The following is a 20,080-nucleotide window of genomic DNA, read 5'->3' on the forward strand; positions in this document are numbered from 1 at the left end:
ACCTGCAAAATTGATACATCCGAAATGGACCGGATTCCTGCAAAGGGCCCTTATATCCTTATCATCAACCATATCAGTTTTCTCGAAGCCCCTATTTTCTACATTTTTATGAGACCACGCCGGACCATCGCCATGGCTAAATCAGAGCTTTGGGATAAGAAATTCACGGCCTTTCTTATGAATCTCTGGGAGGTCCTTCCCATTAAAAGAGATACCATAGACATTCAGGGAATGAAAAATTGTGTAAAAGTTCTTGAAGATGGAGATTTCCTCTGCCTCGCACCGGAAGGAACCAGAAGCGGAACAGGCGTGCTGGGTGAAGGAAAAGCCGGGGTCATTATGTTTGCACAGAAAGGAAATGCTCCCATTATTCCCATGGCCCACTGGGGAGGAGAGAATTTCATTTCTAATATAAAGAAATTGAAAAGGACTCCTTTTAAGATCCGTGTCGGAGATCCGGTGGAAATATCCCTTCCTGAGGGTGTAAAGTCCGATTCCAGGGTCAGGCAGCAGATTGCCGACGAGGTAATGGTCGAAATCGCCAAATTAATGCCTGAAAAATATCATGGCGCTTATAAAGGAAAGACCTCAGTGGAACCGGAATATTTAAAAAAGTTGGTGTGAGAGTTTCTCTTTATTCGTCATAATAAATTTGAACCTCCCCGCATTTTGAATTATTATGGAATTACAAATGTATGAAGGGAGGTCAATATGAATCCCATGACAAATCAGTCCTATGAGTTTGCAGTATTTGCTGGGGGCTGCTTCTGGTGTATGGAAGGTCCGTTTACCGCTCTGAAAGGTGTGACTGAAGTCCGTTCGGGTTATTGTGGCGGTCAGACAGCCAATCCAGGTTATGAAGAGGTCTGTACTGGACGAACAGGTCACTACGAAGCGGTCCGCATCAAATATAATCCTGATGAAATATCCTATTCCCGTCTCCTCGATATTTTCTGGCGTCAGATTGACCCCACAGATCCGGCAGGTCAGTTCTATGACAAAGGAAGTCAGTATAAAACGGCTATTTTTTATTTTAATGACGAGCAAAAAGTTTTAGCCGAGACTTCTAAAAAAGAACTGGAAGCAAGCGGGCGTTTTAACAAACCCATTGTCACTGGAATCCTCCCGGCATCTCCTTTTTATGAGGCCGAGGAATATCATCAGGAATATCATAGAAAATCAGAAAACCGGTATAAAGCCTATCGAAGTCAGTCGGGAAGGGATCAATTTCTAGAAATTCACTGGGGAGCCGTCAAAGATGAAGGATGATCATAATAAATGGCAAAAACCTGACGATAAAACACTGCAGGCAAAACTGACTGAGCTGCAGTTTAATGTGACCCGGAAGAATGCCACAGAAAGAGCCTTCAACAACGAGTACTGGAACAATCATGAAGAAGGACTCTATGTGGACATCACCACAGGAGAACCTCTTTTCAGTTCCAGAGATAAATTTGATTCAGGATGCGGCTGGCCCAGTTTTTCATCGGCATTGGAGGCGGATAGGGTCGTGGAGAAAAAGGACCGTTCTCATCATATGGTGAGGACGGAAGTCCGAAGTTCCACCGGAGATGCTCACCTGGGGCACCTTTTTGATGATGGTCCGCTCCCCGGCAGGCGGCGCTACTGCATCAATTCGGCATCCCTCCGGTTTATCCCTGTGGATGAACTGGAACCTGCAGGATACGGGGAGTTCCGATCCCTCTTTGACTAAAGAAAGAGGATGACCACACCCACAACGGCAATGCAGGAGCCGATGATCTCTCTCAATCCTAGTTTATCTTTAAACAGGATGATCGATGGGGGAATGACCACGACAGGAACCAGGGCGGTAATGATGGATACGATGCTGGCTGTTGTGTGCTGCATGGCAAAGAGCATGAGTGCGACTCCCAGAAAGGGACCGAAGAGCGCTCCCAGAGAGAGTTGAGCCATCGCGGTCTTGTCCTGAAAACCCTTGAATACTTTGGGCCATATTCCCAGTATAAAAAAGAGGGGGATAAAACCTGTCAGACCGGCGAGAGCCCTTATCTGTGTCGCCTGTACAGGGTCGGCGCTGCCAATCCCCGAACGGCTGAGTATCATCCCGCTTGCCTGGCCCAGGGTGCCCCCAAAAGCCAGGAGAATCCCTTTAATGGGATGTTTAAGCTTGACCCTGTTTGATTCTTTGTTCAGTAGAACGATAAGGATTCCCGTCAGAGTGATGACCATGCTGATCCAGCCCTGGAGTGACAGAAGCTGACCCATGACAATCCATTCCAGAAGGGCTGTGATGGGAGGAACAAAGCTCAGAATGAGCAGGGCTACACGGGAACCGATTTCGACATAAGAGCGGAATAGAAGCATGTCTCCGATAAAGAATCCCACAAACCCTGAGAAGTACATCAGCCAGAAGGAACCATCCTCCGGAATGACAGGAAGCCAGACTCCCCTGGTCACAACAAGGAATATTTCCATAAATAAGACGCTTAGAACGAGTCTTATTATATTCACCGGAAGGGAGCCGATCCTCTTTCCTGAGGCTTCAAATGAAAGAGCCGAGACCATCCAGCAGATTGTTGTCAGAAGAGCGGCGATTTCACCACTATACATTAGGAACTCCTTCAATAAGAAAACAGAGGGGGGTATCGACTGTTTGAACCAATTGAAAAATAGCAGATCCTGTGTTTTTTGAATAGAACCTTCAGGAGCAGCTTCTTCCGGGGATTGAGCTTCTCTCCAGCGGGATGTAGTATAGGTGACTCAAATTATCATAAATAGGAATGGTTACAGGATGTCTTCAAAAACGCTCTCCCGCAAGATAGATAAGGCCATTTTCAGGTTCAAACTCATAGAACCGGGAGATAAAATTCTTCTGGCTGTTTCCGGAGGTAAGGATTCTCTTGCCATGTCCTACTTCATGGGTCACAAACAAGAAGGTTTTCCCATCCCTTTTGAACTGGGGGCTGTTCACATTGAAGGTGACTTTCCGGGCTGTGGAAAATCACCGGTTATGGCTCAGCTGATGGAAGAGTGGGGTGTCCCTTTTGAAACCGTAAAAGTCCCCATTATGGCAAGATTGAAACCGGGGAAATCCATGAACTGCTACTGGTGCTCTACTCAACGGAGAATGGAGCTTATGCGCTATGCAGGTGAGAATGGCTACAATAAGATTGCCCTGGGTCATCATATGGATGACATTCTGGAAACTTTTTTTATGAATATGATGCATAAATCCGAACTCTCAACCATGCTGCCTAAACTCAAATATGATAAATATCCTTTTACAGTGATCCGCCCCTTAGCCTATGTCAAAGAACAGGAGATTATCGACTTCTCGATTAAGAAGGACCTCCTGAAAGCAGCGGCGGTCTGTCAGTTCGGAACAACTTCCACCAGGCTTGATGCCCGCAGAGTCATTGAAGCCATTGCCGCCGAAGAGGGCAGTTCGGTGAAAGATAATATTTTTGAAGCCATGTGCAATCCTGTCCATCGATATATGCCCTATACCCTGCTGGACAATGAGGAAGATTCGGAGTCATAATAACGGCAACTCGGGAGGCTTTATTGGAACCTGTATTTGAACGACTGGAAGAACGGGATATACTTTCCCTCAAATGTGAACGATCCCTTTTAATTGGTATACAGGATGAGGGCGATAGTGCGATCGAAGCCGAAAATCATCTCAATGAACTGATGAGCCTGGTTGAAACCATGGGCATTCCTCCTGTAGAAACCATGATGGTCAAACTTCGGAAGACCAGTCCCCGGACTCTGGTGGGTAAGGGTAAGTTGGCGGAAATAAGCGTCCTGGTTCAGGAAGCCCGGGCCGATCTTGTGATATTTGATTACGATCTTTCTCCTTCACAGCAGAGAAATCTGGAAAGGGATATGAATATTGCTGTCATCGACAGGGAAGAAGTCATTCTGGATATCTTTGCCGAAAGGGCTTCGACCCGTGAGGCAGTGCTTCAGATTGCCCTGGCGAGGATGCAGTATAGTCTGCCCCGTCTGACAAGAGCCTGGACACATCTCTCACGTCAGCGAGGCGGTGCAAAGGGAACCAGAGGGAAGGGTGAAACCCAGCTGGAAACGGACCATCGGATGGTGCTGACCAAGATCGCCTCTTTGAAAAAAGAATTGGTTCAAGTCCGTAAGAACAGGGAAACCCAGCGCAAGAAACGCCGTTCTCTTCCTGTTCCCACCCTTTCCATCGTGGGATATACAAATGCAGGTAAATCTTCCATTCTCAATATGATGACCGGAGCGGATGTTCTGACGGTAGATAAGTTATTTGCCACCTTAGACCCTACCTCCAGACGTGTTCATCTCCCCGGTGGGCGGCAGGTTGTCATCACTGATACGGTCGGTTTTATTCGGAAACTCCCTCATAATCTGATAGAGGCTTTTAAATCAACCCTGGAAGAAGCTGTCATGGCGGATGCCATCATTCATGTTATCGATATCAGCAGTCCTGAATGGCGGGAGCATAGAAAGGTGACCGAAGAGGTCCTGAATGAATTAGGTGCCGGGGACAAACCGGTCCTAATCGTATTCAACAAAACGGATAAACTGGATGATCCTGATGAACTCCATCACTTTTTGAATAATGAGGATCATACGGTGGTGATGCTGTCGGCTAAGACCGGTTTTGGAAAGGAAAAACTGGAAATGGGGATTCAGGAAGTTCTGGAAGCAGAGCTCCCTGTAAAAACTTTGTTGATTCCCCCTGATAAGTGGGATATAGTGGCCTATATACGCCGTAACAGTGTCGTCATGAATGAAGAGTATGAGGATGAGGGAATACGATTGGAAGCCATCCTTTCAGCAAAGGACCAAAAGATGCTTTCAGAATATATAAAAGACTGAAAACTCCGGGGTAATACCTTTGTTAGAATCTGCCGATGAACAATTTATGGGACCACTTCGCTCCACCAAGATCCTGAAAAACTGGCGGCCAGCCATTTTTACACTCATTATTTTTGCTGCACTGATATTTCAGCTGACCATATCAAAAAATACACAGGCCACTGCCGGATATATTGAAAAAACCAGCATATCCCTCTCATCAGTTTCTGTCATTGAAACCATTCCTCCTGTGGTTCTGGAAGTCAAAGATACCTTCATCAGATCCGGTAGTTCTTTATCTCTTCATCTGGAAGATAACGGGATAACTTCCAATGACAGTTCGGCTGTCATCGAGGCGGTCAAGGATGTTATTAATCTGAGACGCCTCCGTGCCGGACAGAAGGTGGAGCTCCATTACGAAAACAATTATTTCGCCGGAATCATGATTCCTGTATCTATTGATAAAGACATTCTGGTCAACCGCTCGGACAGTTCCGGATTTAATGTGACCGAGAAGTATAAGAGACTGCAGACCTATCCCTCATCCATTGATGCCGTGGTGGATTCCAGCCTATATGCCTCCTGCCTGAAACAGGACATTCCCGAAAATATCATCATGGATCTCATACAGCTTTACTCCTTTGATGTGGACTTTCAACGGGACATCCAGCGGGGTGATCAGCTGCATGTGACATTTGAACGACTCTATGACGAAGAGGGCAACCCGGTAGATACGGGAAATATTTTATACACAACATTGAAGACTGGTGGGCAGGACCTATCCATTTTCCGCTATGAGAACTCGAAGGGCAAGGTCGATTATTACAATCCCGAGGGTCAGACCGTTCGTAAAACACTCCTTAAAACACCGATCAATGGTGCCTATATCACATCGGGTTACGGCCCCAGGGTCAGTCCCATTTCGGGATATAATTCAGTTCACAAAGGCATGGACTTCGGCGCTCCCCGCGGGACGCCCATTAAGACCTCCGGAGATGGGACAGTGACCTATGCCGGATACAATGAGGTCTACGGGAACCATGTAGTTGTACGTCATGTAAATTCCTATATCACTCTTTATGCCCATATGTCCGCCTTTGGTCGGGGAATCCGCAGGGGCAGTGTCGTGGATCAGGGACAGGTTATTGGTTATGTCGGAACGACAGGCATGTCTACAGGTCCACACCTTCACTACGAGGTCCGCTATAACCGTCGGCAGATCAATCCGGCCCTATTAAAATTCCCTCCAGGCCACACCCTGGCAGGAGAAGAAGCCAGACTGTATCAGAATATGCTCAGCAGTTACAGATCTTCTCTTCCCTGACCGGGATAAAAATTAATGAACATATTGTTTTGTACTGGCCGGAGAGATATAATTAAGTCATGAAATGTTTAAAACCTCTCTTATTAGTCATGGTATTGGCTCTGTTGGCATCCTGTGCAGGATTTAAACCCGGTATCAGTGATGATGATACAATGACAATCATTGAAAACCTGAATAGTGGTCAGGCGGAAGTCCTCATTGATTCGTCGGCACTTCCTTTTATTTTTGACAGTGAAATCCTGGCCTCTGAATCTCAGCTCCGTCTGTTATGGACTGGTCTGATAAAAGCAGGGTATCTCCTCGATGCTCCAGTCATTCAGCAACAGCGGCCTGTACAAGCGGGTGATGCGGCTCTTTTCTCCGAATCCTGGGAAATAAAGACTTATTTCAAAAATATTCTTTCTGAGGAAGATGTTTTTGTTGAAATCAATGCCTCGGGACGGAAGGTTTATATGATCCTCAGATCTGAAAAGAAAGGCAGGGTTTCCATAATGGCATGGAAAGGGGTGAAAGCATGAAAAAAATACTTTTCTTCCTCCTATTCACCACCCTGGTGATGGCCCCTCTCTTCTCTCTTCAGGGGGAGATAGTTTTTATAGACGGAATCGTTGATTTAAAGCCCGCCTCAGGCGGACTGGAATATGCTGATATCGGTATGCCCGTGGAGACTGGAGATTCAATTATCACCGGTTATGACGGCTACGCAGAGCTTGAGTTGGAAGATGGTTCCCTGGTAAGGGTCAATGAAGAGTCTATTTTCAAAATATCATCTGTACAGACCGATAGGGGAAGTCAAAATAGTTTTCAGCTCGTTTTAGGTTCGGCAGGATATAAGTTTACCAAGACCATGAAGGAAGAGGAACCGAGTATTTCTACTCCTTCCACCGTTTGCGGGCTGAGGGGAACCGAGTTCACTGTAATGGCCGGTATTGACGGCTCCGCCCTCTATGTCGTGGATGAAGGCAGTGTCTTTGTCAGCTCCAAGGGTGAAGAAGTGCAGCTGGGGGCCGAAGAAGGGGTCAGGGTCAAAGCCGGACAGGCTCCCGGAGAAGTCTTTGAAGTCTTGCGGGGCAAGGTGGATTATTCTGCATTCAAAGCCGAATCGGAAGAGACTTTTCTGAGTAATCCAGCCACCACTGTCTTCCTGCTGGTCGACCAGCTGGTTGAATATGCCAATGAAGCAGATAAGTTTGAGGCCTTGTTTCAGGCTCAGAAAGTTGCTCTGGATGATTTAAGAGTGAAAATGAAAGCCATGGGAGATGATGATCGAAAATCATTTTATAACGAGACCGTATTTCCTGAGGAAATAAAGGTTACAGGATTAAAACATAATGTACGCTATTATGCTGTTTCATCTATGTCTCTTAGAAGGTATGTTATTGGAACCATGTTTGTGGAGATGAAAACAAGGTATATTTTGAAACAGGATGATCCCGATTATCTGGATTTTATGAATGCCTATCTTCAGTTTGTGGATATTTATGAAACAAGAATTGTCCCCTACCTTGTTGAAGCAGATATAGAATAGAAATTTTCAAGGAGTTGATTATGTATAAAAATATTATGAAAGTAGCCGGGCTTTTATTTCTGGTATTTATTTTCTTTGGCTGTGACCTTGTCAAAGAGGATCCTACAGTTCTGATCAATGACAGAATAAATGATTTTGAATCGACTTTGGATTCTGGTGATTATGTAAATTTATATAAGCACTTTCATCCAGAAATGGATAGTTATGCGACCTATAAAGACTCTACAGTCTTAAATGCCGGTCTTTTTTCAGATGCAAATGCCCCCTTTGATTTTGGGACAGCTGTTGTAAAAGATGGATCAGGAGATGATAAGAATGCTGTTGGTTCCTTTTCTCACAATAATACCAGTGATGATGGCACATATGCCGCAGTAATGAGGCAGGATGGGGATGACTGGAAGATTTTGGAAATGATTATTACAATTGGAACTAATGCTTTGCCCATAAAAGTCTTATCTGAATAAAATATTTGCCGCTGAGAAATCAGCGGCAAATATTACTAATTTACTTATACAACCCTAATCAATCCTCTGTTCATTCTCCCCCTTTTTATGATATTCTGATGTTCCTGAAACAGCATTGAATTGCTGATTCAGTTGATTATCACCAGGAGCATCACGTGGATATTGAAATACTGCCGGCAGGTCCCTTAGAGACCAATGCCTACCTCATCATAAATAAAGAATCTAAAGAAATTATCGCAGTGGATGCCGGTCCCGAAGCTTTTTTTGTTATTCAAGAAGAAATTGAAAAGAATGGGTGGAACTTGAAAGCCCTTCTGATAACCCATCCTCACTGGGACCACATTCTGGATGTACACAAATTTGTAGACCTGGGAGTTCCCGTATACGCCCATAAAGATGCGATTGAACCCATCGAGAATCCTGAGATTCAGAAAGCCATGTCTCTCTCGGGTATAAATTTTACTCCGGGTAAAGTGGACAATCAATTGAGCCATGATGAATCGTTAAATCTCTGTGGAATGAGAATCGAAGTGAGAGATACCCCCGGCCACAGTCCCGGTTCTCTTATCTTTTATTTTCCTGATGGAGGCTGCTGTTTTACAGGAGATGTTATCTTCGACAGTTCTGTGGGCAGAACAGACCTGCCCGGTGGTGATAGTGAAGCCTTGAAAAGATCCATCCTCAATCAAATTTATACTCTTCCCGATGAAACAATCCTCTACCCGGGACATGGATCATCAACTCTTGTGGGTAAGGAAAAAATCAGTAATCCCTTTATTACAGCATAGGAGGGTTTTATGCCTGTAAGAATACCCGATAAACTTCCGGCAACAGATATTCTGAATAAAGAGAATATCTTTGTCATGACAGAAACCAGGGCCATGCATCAGGATATCCGACCTCTGAGAATCCTGATTTTGAATCTGATGCCTCTCAAAATAACAACGGAAACCCATCTGCTCCGCCTCTTATCCAATAGTCCTCTTCAGGTGGAAGTGGACTTGATCCAGCCTTCAACACATACCAGCCGTAATACTCCGGAAGAACATTTACAGGTTTTTTATAAAACCTTTGATGAGGTGAAATCCAGAAAATATGACGGTATGATAATCACCGGTGCACCCGTGGAAACCATGGAGTTTGAAGAAGTTCATTACTGGGATGAGATCAAATCTATCCTGGAATGGTCCAAAACAAAGGTGACATCGACTCTTCATATCTGCTGGGGCGCCCAGGCAGGACTCTATTATCATTACGGAGTGAGAAAACACCCCACAGACACCAAAATCTCCGGTGTGTTCAACCATCAGCTGAATGATAAGAATGTGCCCTTAGTCAGAGGATTTGATGATAATTTTCTGGCCCCCCACTCCAGACATACGGAAGTGAGGCGAGAGGACATAGAGGGGATTTCCCGTCTGAATATCGTTTCCGAATCGGAAGAAGCCGGGATCTACATAGTCCTGGATGAAGTGGGCAAACAGATCTTTGTGACAGGACACTCGGAGTATGATCCTCTCACTCTGAAAGAAGAGTATGAGAGAGATCTGGCCAAGGGAATGAATCCCATCATTCCTCGTAATTATTTTCCAGAGGATGATCCTTCAAAAGAACCCAGGGTCAGCTGGCGCAGCCATGCCAATCTTCTGTTTTCCAACTGGCTGAATTATTACGTTTATCAGGTAACTCCCTATGATCTTGAAGATATTTAGGAATCAGTAACCCCGTTGATTCAGGGTTTTTTTTAGCTGCTCCGGTTTTTTTCTGATCTCCCGCTTACAATAGGACTTCAAAAAATAGACACCCATCAGGATATCCGTGGGTTGGGGCTCCACTCCCTCATCAACACGGAATCTTTCCAGTCTGTTATACAGATGAGACCCCAGAAAGAGGAGTCCATCCTTGTCTTTTAGAAAACTATCCGCATTTTCAGGGAGACCGTCATACCCCATTATTTCAAGTTTTCTGAAAATCAGGTTCAGAATGATGGTATACATATTTGAAAAACTGAGAGCATAATCACGATTAAAATAAGATTCCTCCACCAGGGGAAGGCTGTCTTTAATGATGTGACTCACATAACCCGAATCCAGGATGGCCAGTCTCTTGAGGCTGGAAAAGACTTCCTTAAAAAGATTGGATATGGCCTTCTCCCTGTTTTCAAGGGTTCCTGTGATAAAGCGGTAGAATCCTCCCGGTTCCCCGATAATATTCCCAAGGGAGATGGACAGCTGGTTTTTGAGGACGCCGTTGCTGGTTTGTTCCCAAAGATTCATAATCTCCTCTACAGCCTCCAGCTTATTCTGCTGGGCTATTCCCTGGGCACTGGATACTTTCACCCTCTGTGATCTTTTTTCCCGGATGATCTGCTTCAGCGCCTTGACCGACTCTTCACTCCTGAGTAAACCCAGTGCCAGGGCCGATTCCTCCTGCACTTCATCATCTCCCGTATACAGAGCATCGATCAGGTGGGGAATGGCACTGAGGTCCTGCATTATCCCCAGGGCCGCAGCGGTTTGGGGTCTGATCAGAGATTCTGGATTATTCAAATGCCTGATCAGTACATCCCTGGCCTCAATTGTGCCAATCCGTCCCATGGCATAGACCGCTTCTTCCCGAACGGTTCTTTCAGGATCATCCAGACGGCTTTCAACCTCTTCAAAGGCCAATACTCCTGATTTTTTTTTCACATCTTTGAGAGCCTTCTGTACTTTGTCGGGTCTGACAGTCCCGGACAAGACCGGCAGTTGGGCATAGGTTCTGTAGACCGATGGTGTGGTAATGAGGGAGACAACATGATTCAACCGGGCTGTGGCCGGGGCTTTGATCCCGCTGAAAATGATAAAACTCAGGGCTGTCATGCCCAGGGTACTGAAGATTGTGAGGGAGAGGCTTCCTGTATGTCCCATGATCATTCCTCCCAGGAGATTCCCCAGGGAACCGATCATGCCCAGGAGCGCCCAGTACCAGGCGACATAGGCCGTGCGGTTTCGGGCGGGAATAAGAACCAGCATCATCTGTGTAATTCCTTCCCAGAAGGCGGGAGCAAATATTCCAATCCATATGGAAATCAGGGGAAGAAAGATGATGTAGTTTTCCGGAGTCAAAAGGAGATATAAGGGATAGCAGAGGGGATGCAGCAGTCCCAGGAGTACAATGGGTTTACACCCTATACGATCCATCAACATTCCCCAGAAAGGCGCGATGACCATCCAGGTGAGCTGGGAAATCAGAAACATGATACCCAGCCATATATTCGGGGCACCAATAGAGAGGGGACTGGTGATGTAGGGAGCCAGAAAGGGGGTCGCAATGAAAATACTGAGGACTGAAAATCCTGTAACAAGGGAAAATACAAGAAAGGATCTGTCTTTGACCGGTTCCATCAGGTTTGTCCATTGGAAGGGCTGCCTTTCATGAGCATTCACCGGTTCAGGAACAAACAAATATATGAGAATATCGGCGACTCCCAGAATTCCCACCACAAAATAAATGATGGCATAGATAAGGAATATATCCAGAGTAAAGTGGTCCAGCAGCCATGAAGCCGAAAAGAAAAAAACAATATTCATAAGCTGGGCCAGACTGGATCGTTTTCCAAAATAGCTTGATCTGGATTTCTCGGGTATGAGAGAACTGATCCATGTCCACCAGACGGAGCCAGAGACATTCCCCATGGAGTAGCTAAGAATCAGTGACACTGCCATAACAAGCCAGAGTGCCAGCCTTTTGTCTCCTCCCTGATGGACATACAGGGCGGCAGCGGCGATGAAAAAGGCTGAAGATCGTGAGAGTACGGTTGTTAATATCCAGATGGGTTTGATTCTGTTGAATTTTGAATACAGATACACGGCCCCCAGGTGAAAGACCGCGGCCATATTCAGAATGGCGACAAAGGTTCCCAGCTGCTGGTCCGTGGCATGAAGGTGATTTTTGATGAGTACCGTCAGAATCTGCTGAGGTTGGCAGAATATAAACCAGACCGAACCCATGCCTCCGGCGACAAGGGAGAGAAACAGGGAGCGTTCGAGCCGGACTGATCCGATGCGTTTTCCTTGGTAGTCAATCAATATTCATATCCTCCTGGGAAAGTTCTGTTGATGTGATCAAAGAGTTATTTCCAGGGGAGACGGGCAAAATATTTTTTGGCTTCGTCTGCATCCTCTACTTCCACTTCCATCACCATCTCATCCATCAATTCTATAGGAATTTCCAGCAAAAAAGGGGAGGGGCCGGAATCGATCATTTCCCTCATCTGTTTCCGCTTCAAACAGGACGTAATGAATAGTTTTTTACGAGCTCTCGTGATGGCCACATAAAAGAGGCGCCGTTCTTCTTCCATGTTCTTAGGATCTTCGGCTATCGCCCTGGCATGGGGGATGATGTCTCTTTCCACCCCGGCCAGAAACACAACATCAAATTCAAGACCCTTTGATGCATGAATCGTCATTAAATTTACTTTTCCCGCATCTTCCTCATCCATTTCATCCCTAGTGACCAGAGTGATCCGGTTCAGCCATTTCTGCAGACTGGGATTCAGGTTATCCGGGTTCTTTTCCCAGCGGGACATAAACTCAATGAACAGGACAACGTTGTCATATTTCCACTTGGCCACTTTGTCATTATTGGAGTGTTCATGAAGCAGAAAGTCCCAGTATCCAATCTCCTCTACCAGTTCCTGTGCCGTCGCTGCCAGGGCCTTTGACTCGGTAAAACGCTCTTTGAAGTCTTCGATGATCTCCATAAAATCAGCCAGTCCACCCCGGAGCTGAGAGCTTATTCCCGAATCCGCGGCAAAGAGAAGAGCCGTGAGGGAGGAGTACATGGATTCTCCTCTGTCCTGGGCAAGATTAACCAGCGTTTCCAATGCCTTTTTTCCAACACCCCTCCTGGGAGTATTGATGATCCGCATCAAGTTCACATCATCATCAGGATTATTGATCACTCTGAAGTAGGCAATGATATCCCTGATTTCCGCTCTTTGAAAGAAACTGGTTCCCCCCGACATGGAGTAAGGAATATTATGATTCAACAGGGCGTCTTCAATAGCCTTAGAGAGGCTGTTGGTGCGGATCAATATACCGAATTGATCGTATTTCATGTGATCCTGCATCCGCAGGGAAGCGATGGTGGAGGCAATAAACTCAGCTTCAACCCTGTCGTCTTCGGGCAGGCAGTGTTTGATGGTCATTTCATTATGGGATAACTCTGTCCAGAGTTCTTTCAGCTTTCTATTCGCATTATTGGCAATAACCGCATTGGCCGCCTTGAGGATTGTCCCGGTAGAACGGTAATTCCGTTCCAGCTTGATTTCCATAAGTTCGGGGAAGTCTGTTTCAAATTGAAGGATGTTCCCAAAGTTGGCTCCTCTCCAGGAATAGATGGATTGATCGTCATCTCCTACACAGCAGATATTTCTGTATTTTGAAGACAGGAGCTGGAGCATTTTATATTGAATTGTTGAGGTATCCTGAAACTCATCTACCATGATATAGCGGAACTTCTCCTGATACTTGTCAAGAATATCCGGACTTTTTTCCAGCAGACGGATGGGTTTCACTATAAGATCATCAAAATCTACGGCGTTGTAGATTCTCATGTGGTCTTCATACTCCAAATATAAGGGCTTGTGCTGGTCGTTGCTGTTGTCCCAGGCTAAGCGTTCCGTCTTGATGGATGAAAACAGATTTCCCAACTCCATCAGCTCTGGATATTCATATTTGAGTTTCAGTTCCCGGGCGGCTTCTTTCAGGCAGGAGATTTTATCATTAGTATCATAGATGGAAAAATTGGGACGAAAGCCCATTTCTTTATAATGTTCTCTTAAAACCTTCACACCAAAAGCATGAAAAGTAGACAGGGTCAGATTGGTCAGTTTTTTTCCTGTAATCTTTCTGACTCTCTCTTCCATTTCACTGGCAGCCTTATTTGTAAAAGTGAGTGCCAAAATATTGGACTGAGGTATCCCATGAGCCAGCATATTGGCTATTCTGCTTGTAATCACACCGGTTTTACCGCTGCCTGCCCCGGCAATGATAAGCAGCGCGCCGTTTAAAGTATCGACGGCAAGCTTCTGTTCCGGGTTAAGTTGGATTGAGTTTAAATTCATGTCAGGAAATCCTTAATGATGAGAAAATGTTGTCTTTAGTGTACTTCTTTTATGAATAAAGAAAAGGCACCATGACCAAAAATCATGATACTTGTCACAATCGTTCCTGAAATAATAACACCGATAAGAACACACAAAATTGTCTTCCTTCTGGAGAGGCCCAGAATCCAGGCCCCCAGGGTTCCTGTGTAGGCTCCCGTGATGGGAAGGGGGATCGCAACAAAGAGGATAATGCCCAGATAACCGTATTTCTCTACCTTTTCATGGAGTTTATGACGGGCATTCTCAATAATCTTATCAAAGAGACGGGCGTAAAGAGACCATTTATAAAAGAGTTTATGAAATGTTGCCAGAAAGACATACACAAGAGGGGCTACCAGGGCATTGAGAAAGACACAGACAGGCCAGGCTACATAGAAGGGTATTCCCTGAGTCATTGCATAGGGAATGGCACCTCGTAACTCAGAAATAGGTAGAAGTGATAGTAATACTGTCCAGGACCATACTTGTGCTGACATGGGAGCTCCTAAAATGGATTTCTTTCAACGAAGCATCCACTCTTTTGATTTTTTTTTCAAGAGAATCGGCATCAAATTTTAAACTGAATATTTGTTGAAAATACTGATTTTCCAATACAGAAAATTCAAAGTATACTTAAATCTGTTTTTCATAAAAAAAAATGCAGGGAGTATCACTATGACAAATCAGGAATTTCTGGATTTTATCAAAAACCCCGTAGCTGCAGACGGAGCCTGGGGGACTGAGCTGCTGAAAGCCGGACTGGATCAGGGGGATGCTCCTGAAGTCTGGAATCTGGAAAATCCCGGGAAGATCCAGGAGATTGCAGCTTCCTATGCCCGGGCCGGCAGCCGGATCATACTCACCAATACATTCGGAGCTAATTCCCTCAAACTGCAGCACCGCGGTATGGAAGAAAAAATGGCCCTCATCAATAGAGAGGGCGCCCGTCTGACCCGGGAGGCCGGGGGCGGCTCTTATATAACAGCAGGAGATATGGGACCAACCGGGCGTATGGTCTTTATGGATGAAGTCTCGGAAGAGGAAGTGGAAGAGGTCTTTTTTTCACAGAGTGAAGCCTTGAAAGAGGGAGGAGCTGATATTCTGCTTCTGGAAACTTTCACCGATCTTATCGAACTCACGGCGGCTCTCAAAGGAGCCTACCGTACAGGCTTACCCGTGGTCTGTACTCTGACCTATGATTTGATGCCAGACGGTTCCTTCCGGACTGTTATGGGCCATGCTCCCGAAGAAGTTATACCAGTTTTGGAAGAACATGGTGCGGCCGCAGTCGGTGCGAATTGCGGGGCTGGAATTGATCAGTATGTAGAACTGGCATCCAGAATCTGCTCTCTCTCCCGTCTGCCTGTGTGGATAAAGGCGAATGCCGGGCTTCCTGTTCTGAAAAACAATAAGGTTGTCTATCCCATGGGTGCCGATGAATATGCGTCCCATGTGAAGGCTCTTTTGAAGGCCGGTGTTGTCGTGGTGGGAGGATGCTGCGGCACCGGCCCTGAGCATATCAGAGGGATCGTTGGAGAGATTGAGAAATATAGAATCTGAAAATCAGGGAAGAGGGATCTGGTAGCGTGAAAGATCCCTTAAAAATGATTCCATGATCTGAAATGACTTCAGGTCCAGTGTCCCCACCTTGTCTTCCGGGCTATGATTGATCTGCCAGCTGGCAGGGAGGGAGCGTATTGATTTCTTAATATTTTCCACAGTTTCTATTTTTTTCCCCGGCAGCTGTGACGGTGTATTCTTTTTCCACTCCTGGGCTTCTTTCCAGGGGAGCAGGGATATTTGAAGAGCCGTCAGACCCTGGAGAAGAAATCCAAGGTCGTCGGAACAGAGATCATTGATATCCATGTCTTCACGGCGGCTGTACCGGTGTAGAAGATCCTTCAGAGATTCATAAATATAATTGACCCGGCTCAGATTGATGCCGGGAAGTTTCCCCGCGGTCCGACCCCAGATCAGAGTATCGCCGATTCCGCACATATCAAGAACAATGAATAGATCCTTATCTCTATAGCTGTCCGGCCAGAGTTCTGCCAGCTGCCAGGCACCCTGATCATGGATGGAGTTCCCCTCCAGGAGCTCTTCTTTATCAGTAAATAGTATCAGGGTGTTATGGGAATAATCCGCCTTGATCAGAAGATCGATGTGCTTGAGCAGCATAAACACGGCGGCACTGTTATCGTTAGCCCCCGGACTACCGGGCACTCTATCGTAATGGGCCACCAGAATCTTCCGGCAATGGTCTTGTAAAAATGGTTTACTTCCCCGTGTTGAGACCAAGATGTGTTTACCACCGCCTGAAAGGACATCAAAGGGAATCTCCTTCCATTCCAAAAGGGTTGTGAGAAAGAGAAAACGGTCACATTCCAGGTCACAGAACCGTCGGAGCAGCTCATCAAAACTGTTTTTCAATCAGAACCTGCCTATTCGGATGGCGTCTACAGGACAGACTTCATGGCAGCAGTAGCATCGGATACAGGAGTGATAGTCAATATTGATTTTTTTCCCGGGATTGTCCTTGAGGGCGGTCAACGCATCTGCCGGGCAGATTTCAATACAATTTTGACAGAGGATACAGGGGGAGGCTTTAAAGAAGGGACGGGGGATGTAGATATTTTTCAAGGTATTATAAACTACGGCAGGTACGGCCTTTTTAAAAAATCCAGTGTCCTTAAGAATATGAATCCGTTTAAAGTCTTTAATTTTAAGTGTATCAGGATGCAGTGCGGGGTATTCAATGGTCATTTCTTTTGATAACCATTCGCCGCGATTCATAATTTCATGCAATATGGGAATGGAGGAAACTTTATAGCCCATTATATCGGCAGCCGTCCAGTCCAGAGCCGCCGCGTTATCCGAACCCAGGATCAGGCCTGTCTGTCTGGGATATCCATTCCCAGGACCGGGACCTTCCATGGAGACAATCCCGTCCATCAGAGAATAGGCCGGCCTCACTGTATCAAAAAGGTCTACAATCATAGAAGCAAAATCTTCCTTTTCCGGAAAGTTCATATGAAACCGAGATTTTTTAAGACCGGGAATCAAGCCGAACAAATTTTTGACTGCCCCTGTGAAGTACATCATTTTATGAGTCTTCATTTTGGGAAGAGAGATGATGATATCCACTTCCTGAGAGATGGAAGCCAGGGAAAACTGTTTCTGTTTTTTTCCTGAGGGACAGGGAACCCTGGTGACCTCCCGAAATACAGTCCATTCCGCCCCTTCTGCTTCCGCAACCTCTTTGATACCGCTCTTTTTTCCAGCGATATCGGCAGAACCGACACCCGGAGAATCTCCCACGACGATGCGGGCAGCTCCCCGGATCTTCAGTATCCTGATAACGGCTCTTATAAACTCAGGGTGGGTTGTGACGGCTTTGTCCGGTTCTGATCCTGAGAGCATATTAGGCTTCAGCAGAACTGACTTGTGAAAGACATCCGGGAACGAAGTGGACTGGATTATACTTTCTATCTGATCCTGAATCATACAGGCATCATATGCGGGGCAGGAGACGACGGCTACAACGGGGTTCATCATAACAGCATTATCGGCGGAGTCAGGTATATCTGGCAAGCCCTTTAAGGGTATGAGGGTGCAGGAAATAAAAGGACTCTACTTGAATTTTACTCATCCAGCAGAGTATCTTTAAGCCTAAGAATAAATCAATTTTCAGGTGAAGAGGTATTAATGTGGTAGAACCGCTTAAAAAACATAGTTTTATAGAAAAAAGAAGAGGGCCTGTTGTTCTGTGTATCATGGATGGTGTCGGTTACGGAACATATGAAGTAGGAGATGCTGTTAAGGCGGCTATGACCGAGACTCTGGATGAACTTTCGGCAAGCTGTCCCACAACAAAACTGAAGGCTCATGGTGTTGCTGTCGGTTTACCTTCAGATGACGATATGGGGAACTCTGAAGTCGGTCATAATGCTATCGGCTGCGGACGTGTGTTTGCACAGGGCGCCAAACTGGTTGGAAAATCAATTGCTTCAGGCCATATGTTTGAGGGAAAAACCTGGAATAAACTCATTGATAACGCCAAAAAGAATGAGGGAACCATCCATTTTATCGGCCTCCTGTCAGACGGGAATGTCCACTCTCATCTGGATCATTTAAAAGCCATGGTGATTAAAGCAAAAGAAGGCGGTGTTAAAACCGTTTGTGTTCATGCTCTCCTGGATGGACGTGATGTGGGTGAAACTTCGGCACTGGATTTTTTTGATCCCACCGAAGCCTTTCTTGCCGATCTCTCTGATGATAATTTTACGGCCCGTATCGCCTCCGGCGGCGGAAGAATGCAGATTACCATGGACCGTTATCAGGCAAACTGGAACATCGTTGAAAAGGGTTGGGCCACTCATGTTCTTGGCGAGGGAGAACTCTTTGATTCTGCCCATGATGCCATCGTTTCCCTGAGAGAAAGAACCAATGCCATTGATCAGGATCTTCCTCCCTTTGTCATCGCCGATGACGGCGTTCCCGTGGGGACAATTGAAGATGGAGACAGTGTCATCCTTTTCAACTTTAGAGGAGACAGAGCTCTTGAGATCACAAGTGCCTTTGAATCGGGTGAAGAATTTGACAAGTTTGACAGAATCCGGGTCCCCAAGGTTGAATATGCGGGAATGATGGAATATGACGGAGACCTTCATGTCCCTGCTCAGTATCTGGTGACACCCCCCGCGATCGACCGGACCATGGCAGAATACCTGGTGGCCACAGGAGTCAGGCAGTATTCCATCAGTGAAACCCAGAAGTTCGGTCATATGACTTATTTTTTCAATGGAAACAAGTCGGGTAAGTTCAGTGAAAAACTGGAAACCTATGTCGAAGTCCTGTCGGATGTTGTTCCTTTTGAACAAAGACCTGCCATGAAATGTGCTGATATCACCGACAAGGTGATCGAAACAATTCAAGATGGAGAATATGAACTTATCAAGCTGAATTTCCCCAATGGCGACATGGTGGGACATACGGGTATTTTTCAGGCTGTTGTCTGTTCCCTCGAAGCCATGGATCTTTGTATCGGCCGGATGAAAAAAGCTGTTGAAGAGGCGGGTGGTGTACTCATCCTTTCGGCTGATCATGGAAACTCTGATGATATGTTCGAGCATAATAAGTCGGGAGATGTGGTCATTAAGGAAAACGGTAAACCCAGGGCAAAAACATCACACTCATTGAATCCTGTTCCCTGTATCATTTATGATGCAGATTACAAAGGCGACTATTCCACACAACTTGTGGAAGGTCTGGGAATCAGTTCTCTGGCGGCAACGACCATCAACCTTCTGGGCTATGAAGCTCCCGAAGATTATGATGCCAGCATTCTTCAAAGGAAATAAAAAAAGGACCGGTTTTCCGGTCCTTTTTTTGTGTCCCCAGGGAAATCAGGGTAACCTGGTCGCTTTTATCCTTTCAATGGCCCAAAGAGTGTAGCGGCGTACTTTTTTATCGGGATCATCCTTCAGGCTTTCCAGAATCTCTGTATTTTCCTGAATCTGTACCAGGGCTCGAATTGCCAGAATCCTGATGTCCCGGTTGATATCTCTTGCCGCTAAAATAAGCCCGCGGCAGGCCTTTAAGGATCCGATCAGGCTTAAATTCCCTGCCGCTGTCAGCCGCTTGGAAGAGAAGGGGCTTTTCAGGACTCCTATCTGCACGTCCACATACCCCGTACTGTCCAGAACTGTTGTAATGCTCTTTTTTATCTGGGGATCGTTGGTCGAACCCAGAAGGTCCATGAGTGATTCTTCTACGGTTTCTCCCATTTCTTTGAATAGCTTGTTCAA

18 protein-coding genes and 2 pseudogenes are annotated in these 20,080 nt (G+C 45.9%); 13 read left to right on the top strand and 7 right to left on the bottom strand.

The annotated features are described in order from the left end of the window. Together PF479_RS18980 and msrA are read left to right on the top strand one after the other, a co-directional pair. The coding region (locus tag PF479_RS18980) for a 1-acyl-sn-glycerol-3-phosphate acyltransferase (protein ID WP_298010135.1) at positions 1-624 on the top strand (624 nt) is incomplete at its 5' end. 96 nt (positions 625-720) lie between these two features. Then, positions 721-1,714: pseudogene (gene msrA / locus PF479_RS20880) on the top strand (peptide-methionine (S)-S-oxide reductase MsrA). Here msrA and PF479_RS18995 read toward each other — a convergent pair. Then, a complete protein-coding gene (locus tag PF479_RS18995) occupies positions 1,711-2,592 on the bottom strand; it encodes a DMT family transporter (protein ID WP_298010141.1) in 882 nt (293 codons plus the stop codon). The pseudogene msrA and the gene PF479_RS18995 sit on opposite strands and share 4 nt — an antisense overlap. Before the next feature lie 181 nt (positions 2,593-2,773). Between PF479_RS18995 and PF479_RS19000 the strand changes: the two genes are divergently transcribed. The 8 genes from PF479_RS19000 (at position 2,774) to metA (ending at position 9,855) form a co-directional block, all read left to right on the top strand. Then, positions 2,774-3,523 (top strand): ATP-binding protein, encoded by a 750-nt coding sequence (locus PF479_RS19000; protein WP_298010143.1) that lies wholly within the window; start codon positions 2,774-2,776, stop codon positions 3,521-3,523. A gap of 23 nt (positions 3,524-3,546) precedes the next feature. Next, positions 3,547-4,848: a GTPase HflX gene (hflX, locus tag PF479_RS19005; protein WP_298010145.1), complete on the top strand. Its 1,302-nt coding sequence runs from the start codon at positions 3,547-3,549 to the stop codon at positions 4,846-4,848. A gap of 46 nt (positions 4,849-4,894) precedes the next feature. Then, positions 4,895-6,151, top strand: a complete 1,257-nt coding sequence (locus tag PF479_RS19010) for a M23 family metallopeptidase (protein ID WP_298010149.1) — start codon at positions 4,895-4,897, stop codon at positions 6,149-6,151. A 59-nt stretch (positions 6,152-6,210) separates the two neighbouring features. Further along, entirely contained in the window at positions 6,211-6,669 is a 459-nt protein-coding gene (locus PF479_RS19015; protein ID WP_298010152.1) for a hypothetical protein, read from the top strand. Then, positions 6,666-7,679 carry a FecR family protein gene (locus PF479_RS19020; RefSeq protein ID WP_298010154.1) on the top strand — a complete coding sequence of 338 codons (1,014 nt, stop codon included), beginning with the start codon at positions 6,666-6,668 and terminating at the stop codon, positions 7,677-7,679. The genes PF479_RS19015 and PF479_RS19020 overlap by 4 nt, the downstream gene beginning before the upstream one ends. Before the next feature lie 20 nt (positions 7,680-7,699). Next, positions 7,700-8,143 (top strand): hypothetical protein, encoded by a 444-nt coding sequence (locus PF479_RS19025; RefSeq protein WP_298010157.1) that lies wholly within the window; start codon positions 7,700-7,702, stop codon positions 8,141-8,143. A 155-nt stretch (positions 8,144-8,298) separates the two neighbouring features. Next, positions 8,299-8,931 carry an MBL fold metallo-hydrolase gene (locus tag PF479_RS19030; RefSeq protein ID WP_298010160.1) on the top strand — a complete coding sequence of 211 codons (633 nt, stop codon included), beginning with the start codon at positions 8,299-8,301 and terminating at the stop codon, positions 8,929-8,931. A 9-nt stretch (positions 8,932-8,940) separates the two neighbouring features. Further along, complete coding sequence (gene metA / locus PF479_RS19035) at positions 8,941-9,855, top strand: homoserine O-succinyltransferase (protein WP_298010163.1); 915 nt, start codon at positions 8,941-8,943, stop codon at positions 9,853-9,855. Positions 9,856-9,858: 3 nt separating this feature from the next. On the opposite strand, the gene PF479_RS19040 is transcribed toward metA, so the two are convergent. Genes PF479_RS19040 through PF479_RS19050 form a run of 3 tightly spaced genes read right to left on the bottom strand, consistent with a single transcriptional unit; the run spans position 9,859 to position 14,770 of the window. Continuing rightward, the gene (locus PF479_RS19040) at positions 9,859-12,213 is read right to left on the bottom strand and encodes an MFS transporter (protein WP_298010166.1); all 2,355 of its coding nucleotides are present in this window, start codon (positions 12,211-12,213) and stop codon (positions 9,859-9,861) included. A gap of 44 nt (positions 12,214-12,257) precedes the next feature. Continuing rightward, positions 12,258-14,252, bottom strand: coding sequence for an ATP-dependent helicase (locus PF479_RS19045; RefSeq protein WP_298010168.1), 1,995 nt, complete (start codon positions 14,250-14,252; stop codon positions 12,258-12,260). 35 nt (positions 14,253-14,287) lie between these two features. Next, complete coding sequence (locus PF479_RS19050) at positions 14,288-14,770, bottom strand: small multi-drug export protein (RefSeq protein WP_298010172.1); 483 nt, start codon at positions 14,768-14,770, stop codon at positions 14,288-14,290. Between the two features lie 178 nt (positions 14,771-14,948). Between PF479_RS19050 and PF479_RS19055 the strand changes: the two genes are divergently transcribed. Beyond that, positions 14,949-15,833, top strand: coding sequence for a homocysteine S-methyltransferase family protein (locus tag PF479_RS19055; RefSeq protein ID WP_298010175.1), 885 nt, complete (start codon positions 14,949-14,951; stop codon positions 15,831-15,833). Between the two features lie 3 nt (positions 15,834-15,836). Here PF479_RS19055 and PF479_RS19060 read toward each other — a convergent pair whose 3' ends face one another. Then, on the bottom strand, positions 15,837-16,703 hold the full coding sequence (locus PF479_RS19060) for a M28 family peptidase (RefSeq protein WP_298010178.1): 867 nt from the start codon (positions 16,701-16,703) through the stop codon (positions 15,837-15,839). Further along, the gene (locus tag PF479_RS19065; RefSeq protein WP_298010185.1) at positions 16,704-17,777 is read right to left on the bottom strand and encodes a DUF362 domain-containing protein; all 1,074 of its coding nucleotides are present in this window, start codon (positions 17,775-17,777) and stop codon (positions 16,704-16,706) included. Between PF479_RS19065 and PF479_RS19070 the strand changes: the two genes are divergently transcribed. Both PF479_RS19070 and gpmI read left to right on the top strand, forming a co-directional pair. Then, positions 17,718-17,873, top strand: coding sequence for a hypothetical protein (locus PF479_RS19070; RefSeq protein WP_298010188.1), 156 nt, complete (start codon positions 17,718-17,720; stop codon positions 17,871-17,873). The genes PF479_RS19065 and PF479_RS19070 overlap by 60 nt on opposite strands. A 107-nt stretch (positions 17,874-17,980) precedes the next feature. Next, positions 17,981-19,633 (top strand): 2,3-bisphosphoglycerate-independent phosphoglycerate mutase, encoded by a 1,653-nt coding sequence (gene gpmI / locus PF479_RS19075; protein ID WP_298010180.1) that lies wholly within the window; start codon positions 17,981-17,983, stop codon positions 19,631-19,633. Between the two features lie 45 nt (positions 19,634-19,678). On the opposite strand, the pseudogene PF479_RS19080 reads toward gpmI, so the two are convergent. Continuing rightward, positions 19,679-20,080: pseudogene (locus tag PF479_RS19080) on the bottom strand (HEAT repeat domain-containing protein); the annotation flags it as partial.

The sequence above is a fragment of the Oceanispirochaeta sp. genome, assembly GCF_027859075.1.
GTDB lineage: Bacteria > Spirochaetota > Spirochaetia > DSM-2461 > DSM-2461 > Oceanispirochaeta.

Excerpts from the sequence above, each read along its gene's own strand:
- PF479_RS18995 (WP_298010141.1), bottom strand. The coding sequence starts at position 2,592 with ATGTATAGTGGTGAAATCGCCGCTCTTCTGACAACAATCTGCTGGATG.
- PF479_RS19000 (WP_298010143.1), top strand. The coding sequence starts at position 2,774 with ATGTCTTCAAAAACGCTCTCCCGCAAGATAGATAAGGCCATTTTCAGG.
- PF479_RS19010 (WP_298010149.1), top strand. The coding sequence starts at position 4,895 with ATGGGACCACTTCGCTCCACCAAGATCCTGAAAAACTGGCGGCCAGCC.
- PF479_RS19015 (WP_298010152.1), top strand. The coding sequence starts at position 6,211 with ATGAAATGTTTAAAACCTCTCTTATTAGTCATGGTATTGGCTCTGTTG.
- PF479_RS19020 (WP_298010154.1), top strand. The coding sequence starts at position 6,666 with ATGAAAAAAATACTTTTCTTCCTCCTATTCACCACCCTGGTGATGGCC.
- PF479_RS19025 (WP_298010157.1), top strand. The coding sequence starts at position 7,700 with ATGTATAAAAATATTATGAAAGTAGCCGGGCTTTTATTTCTGGTATTT.
- metA (WP_298010163.1), top strand. The coding sequence starts at position 8,941 with ATGCCTGTAAGAATACCCGATAAACTTCCGGCAACAGATATTCTGAAT.
- PF479_RS19045 (WP_298010168.1), bottom strand. The coding sequence starts at position 14,252 with ATGAATTTAAACTCAATCCAACTTAACCCGGAACAGAAGCTTGCCGTC.
- PF479_RS19050 (WP_298010172.1), bottom strand. The coding sequence starts at position 14,770 with ATGTCAGCACAAGTATGGTCCTGGACAGTATTACTATCACTTCTACCT.
- PF479_RS19055 (WP_298010175.1), top strand. The coding sequence starts at position 14,949 with ATGACAAATCAGGAATTTCTGGATTTTATCAAAAACCCCGTAGCTGCA.
- PF479_RS19065 (WP_298010185.1), bottom strand. The coding sequence starts at position 17,777 with ATGATTCAGGATCAGATAGAAAGTATAATCCAGTCCACTTCGTTCCCG.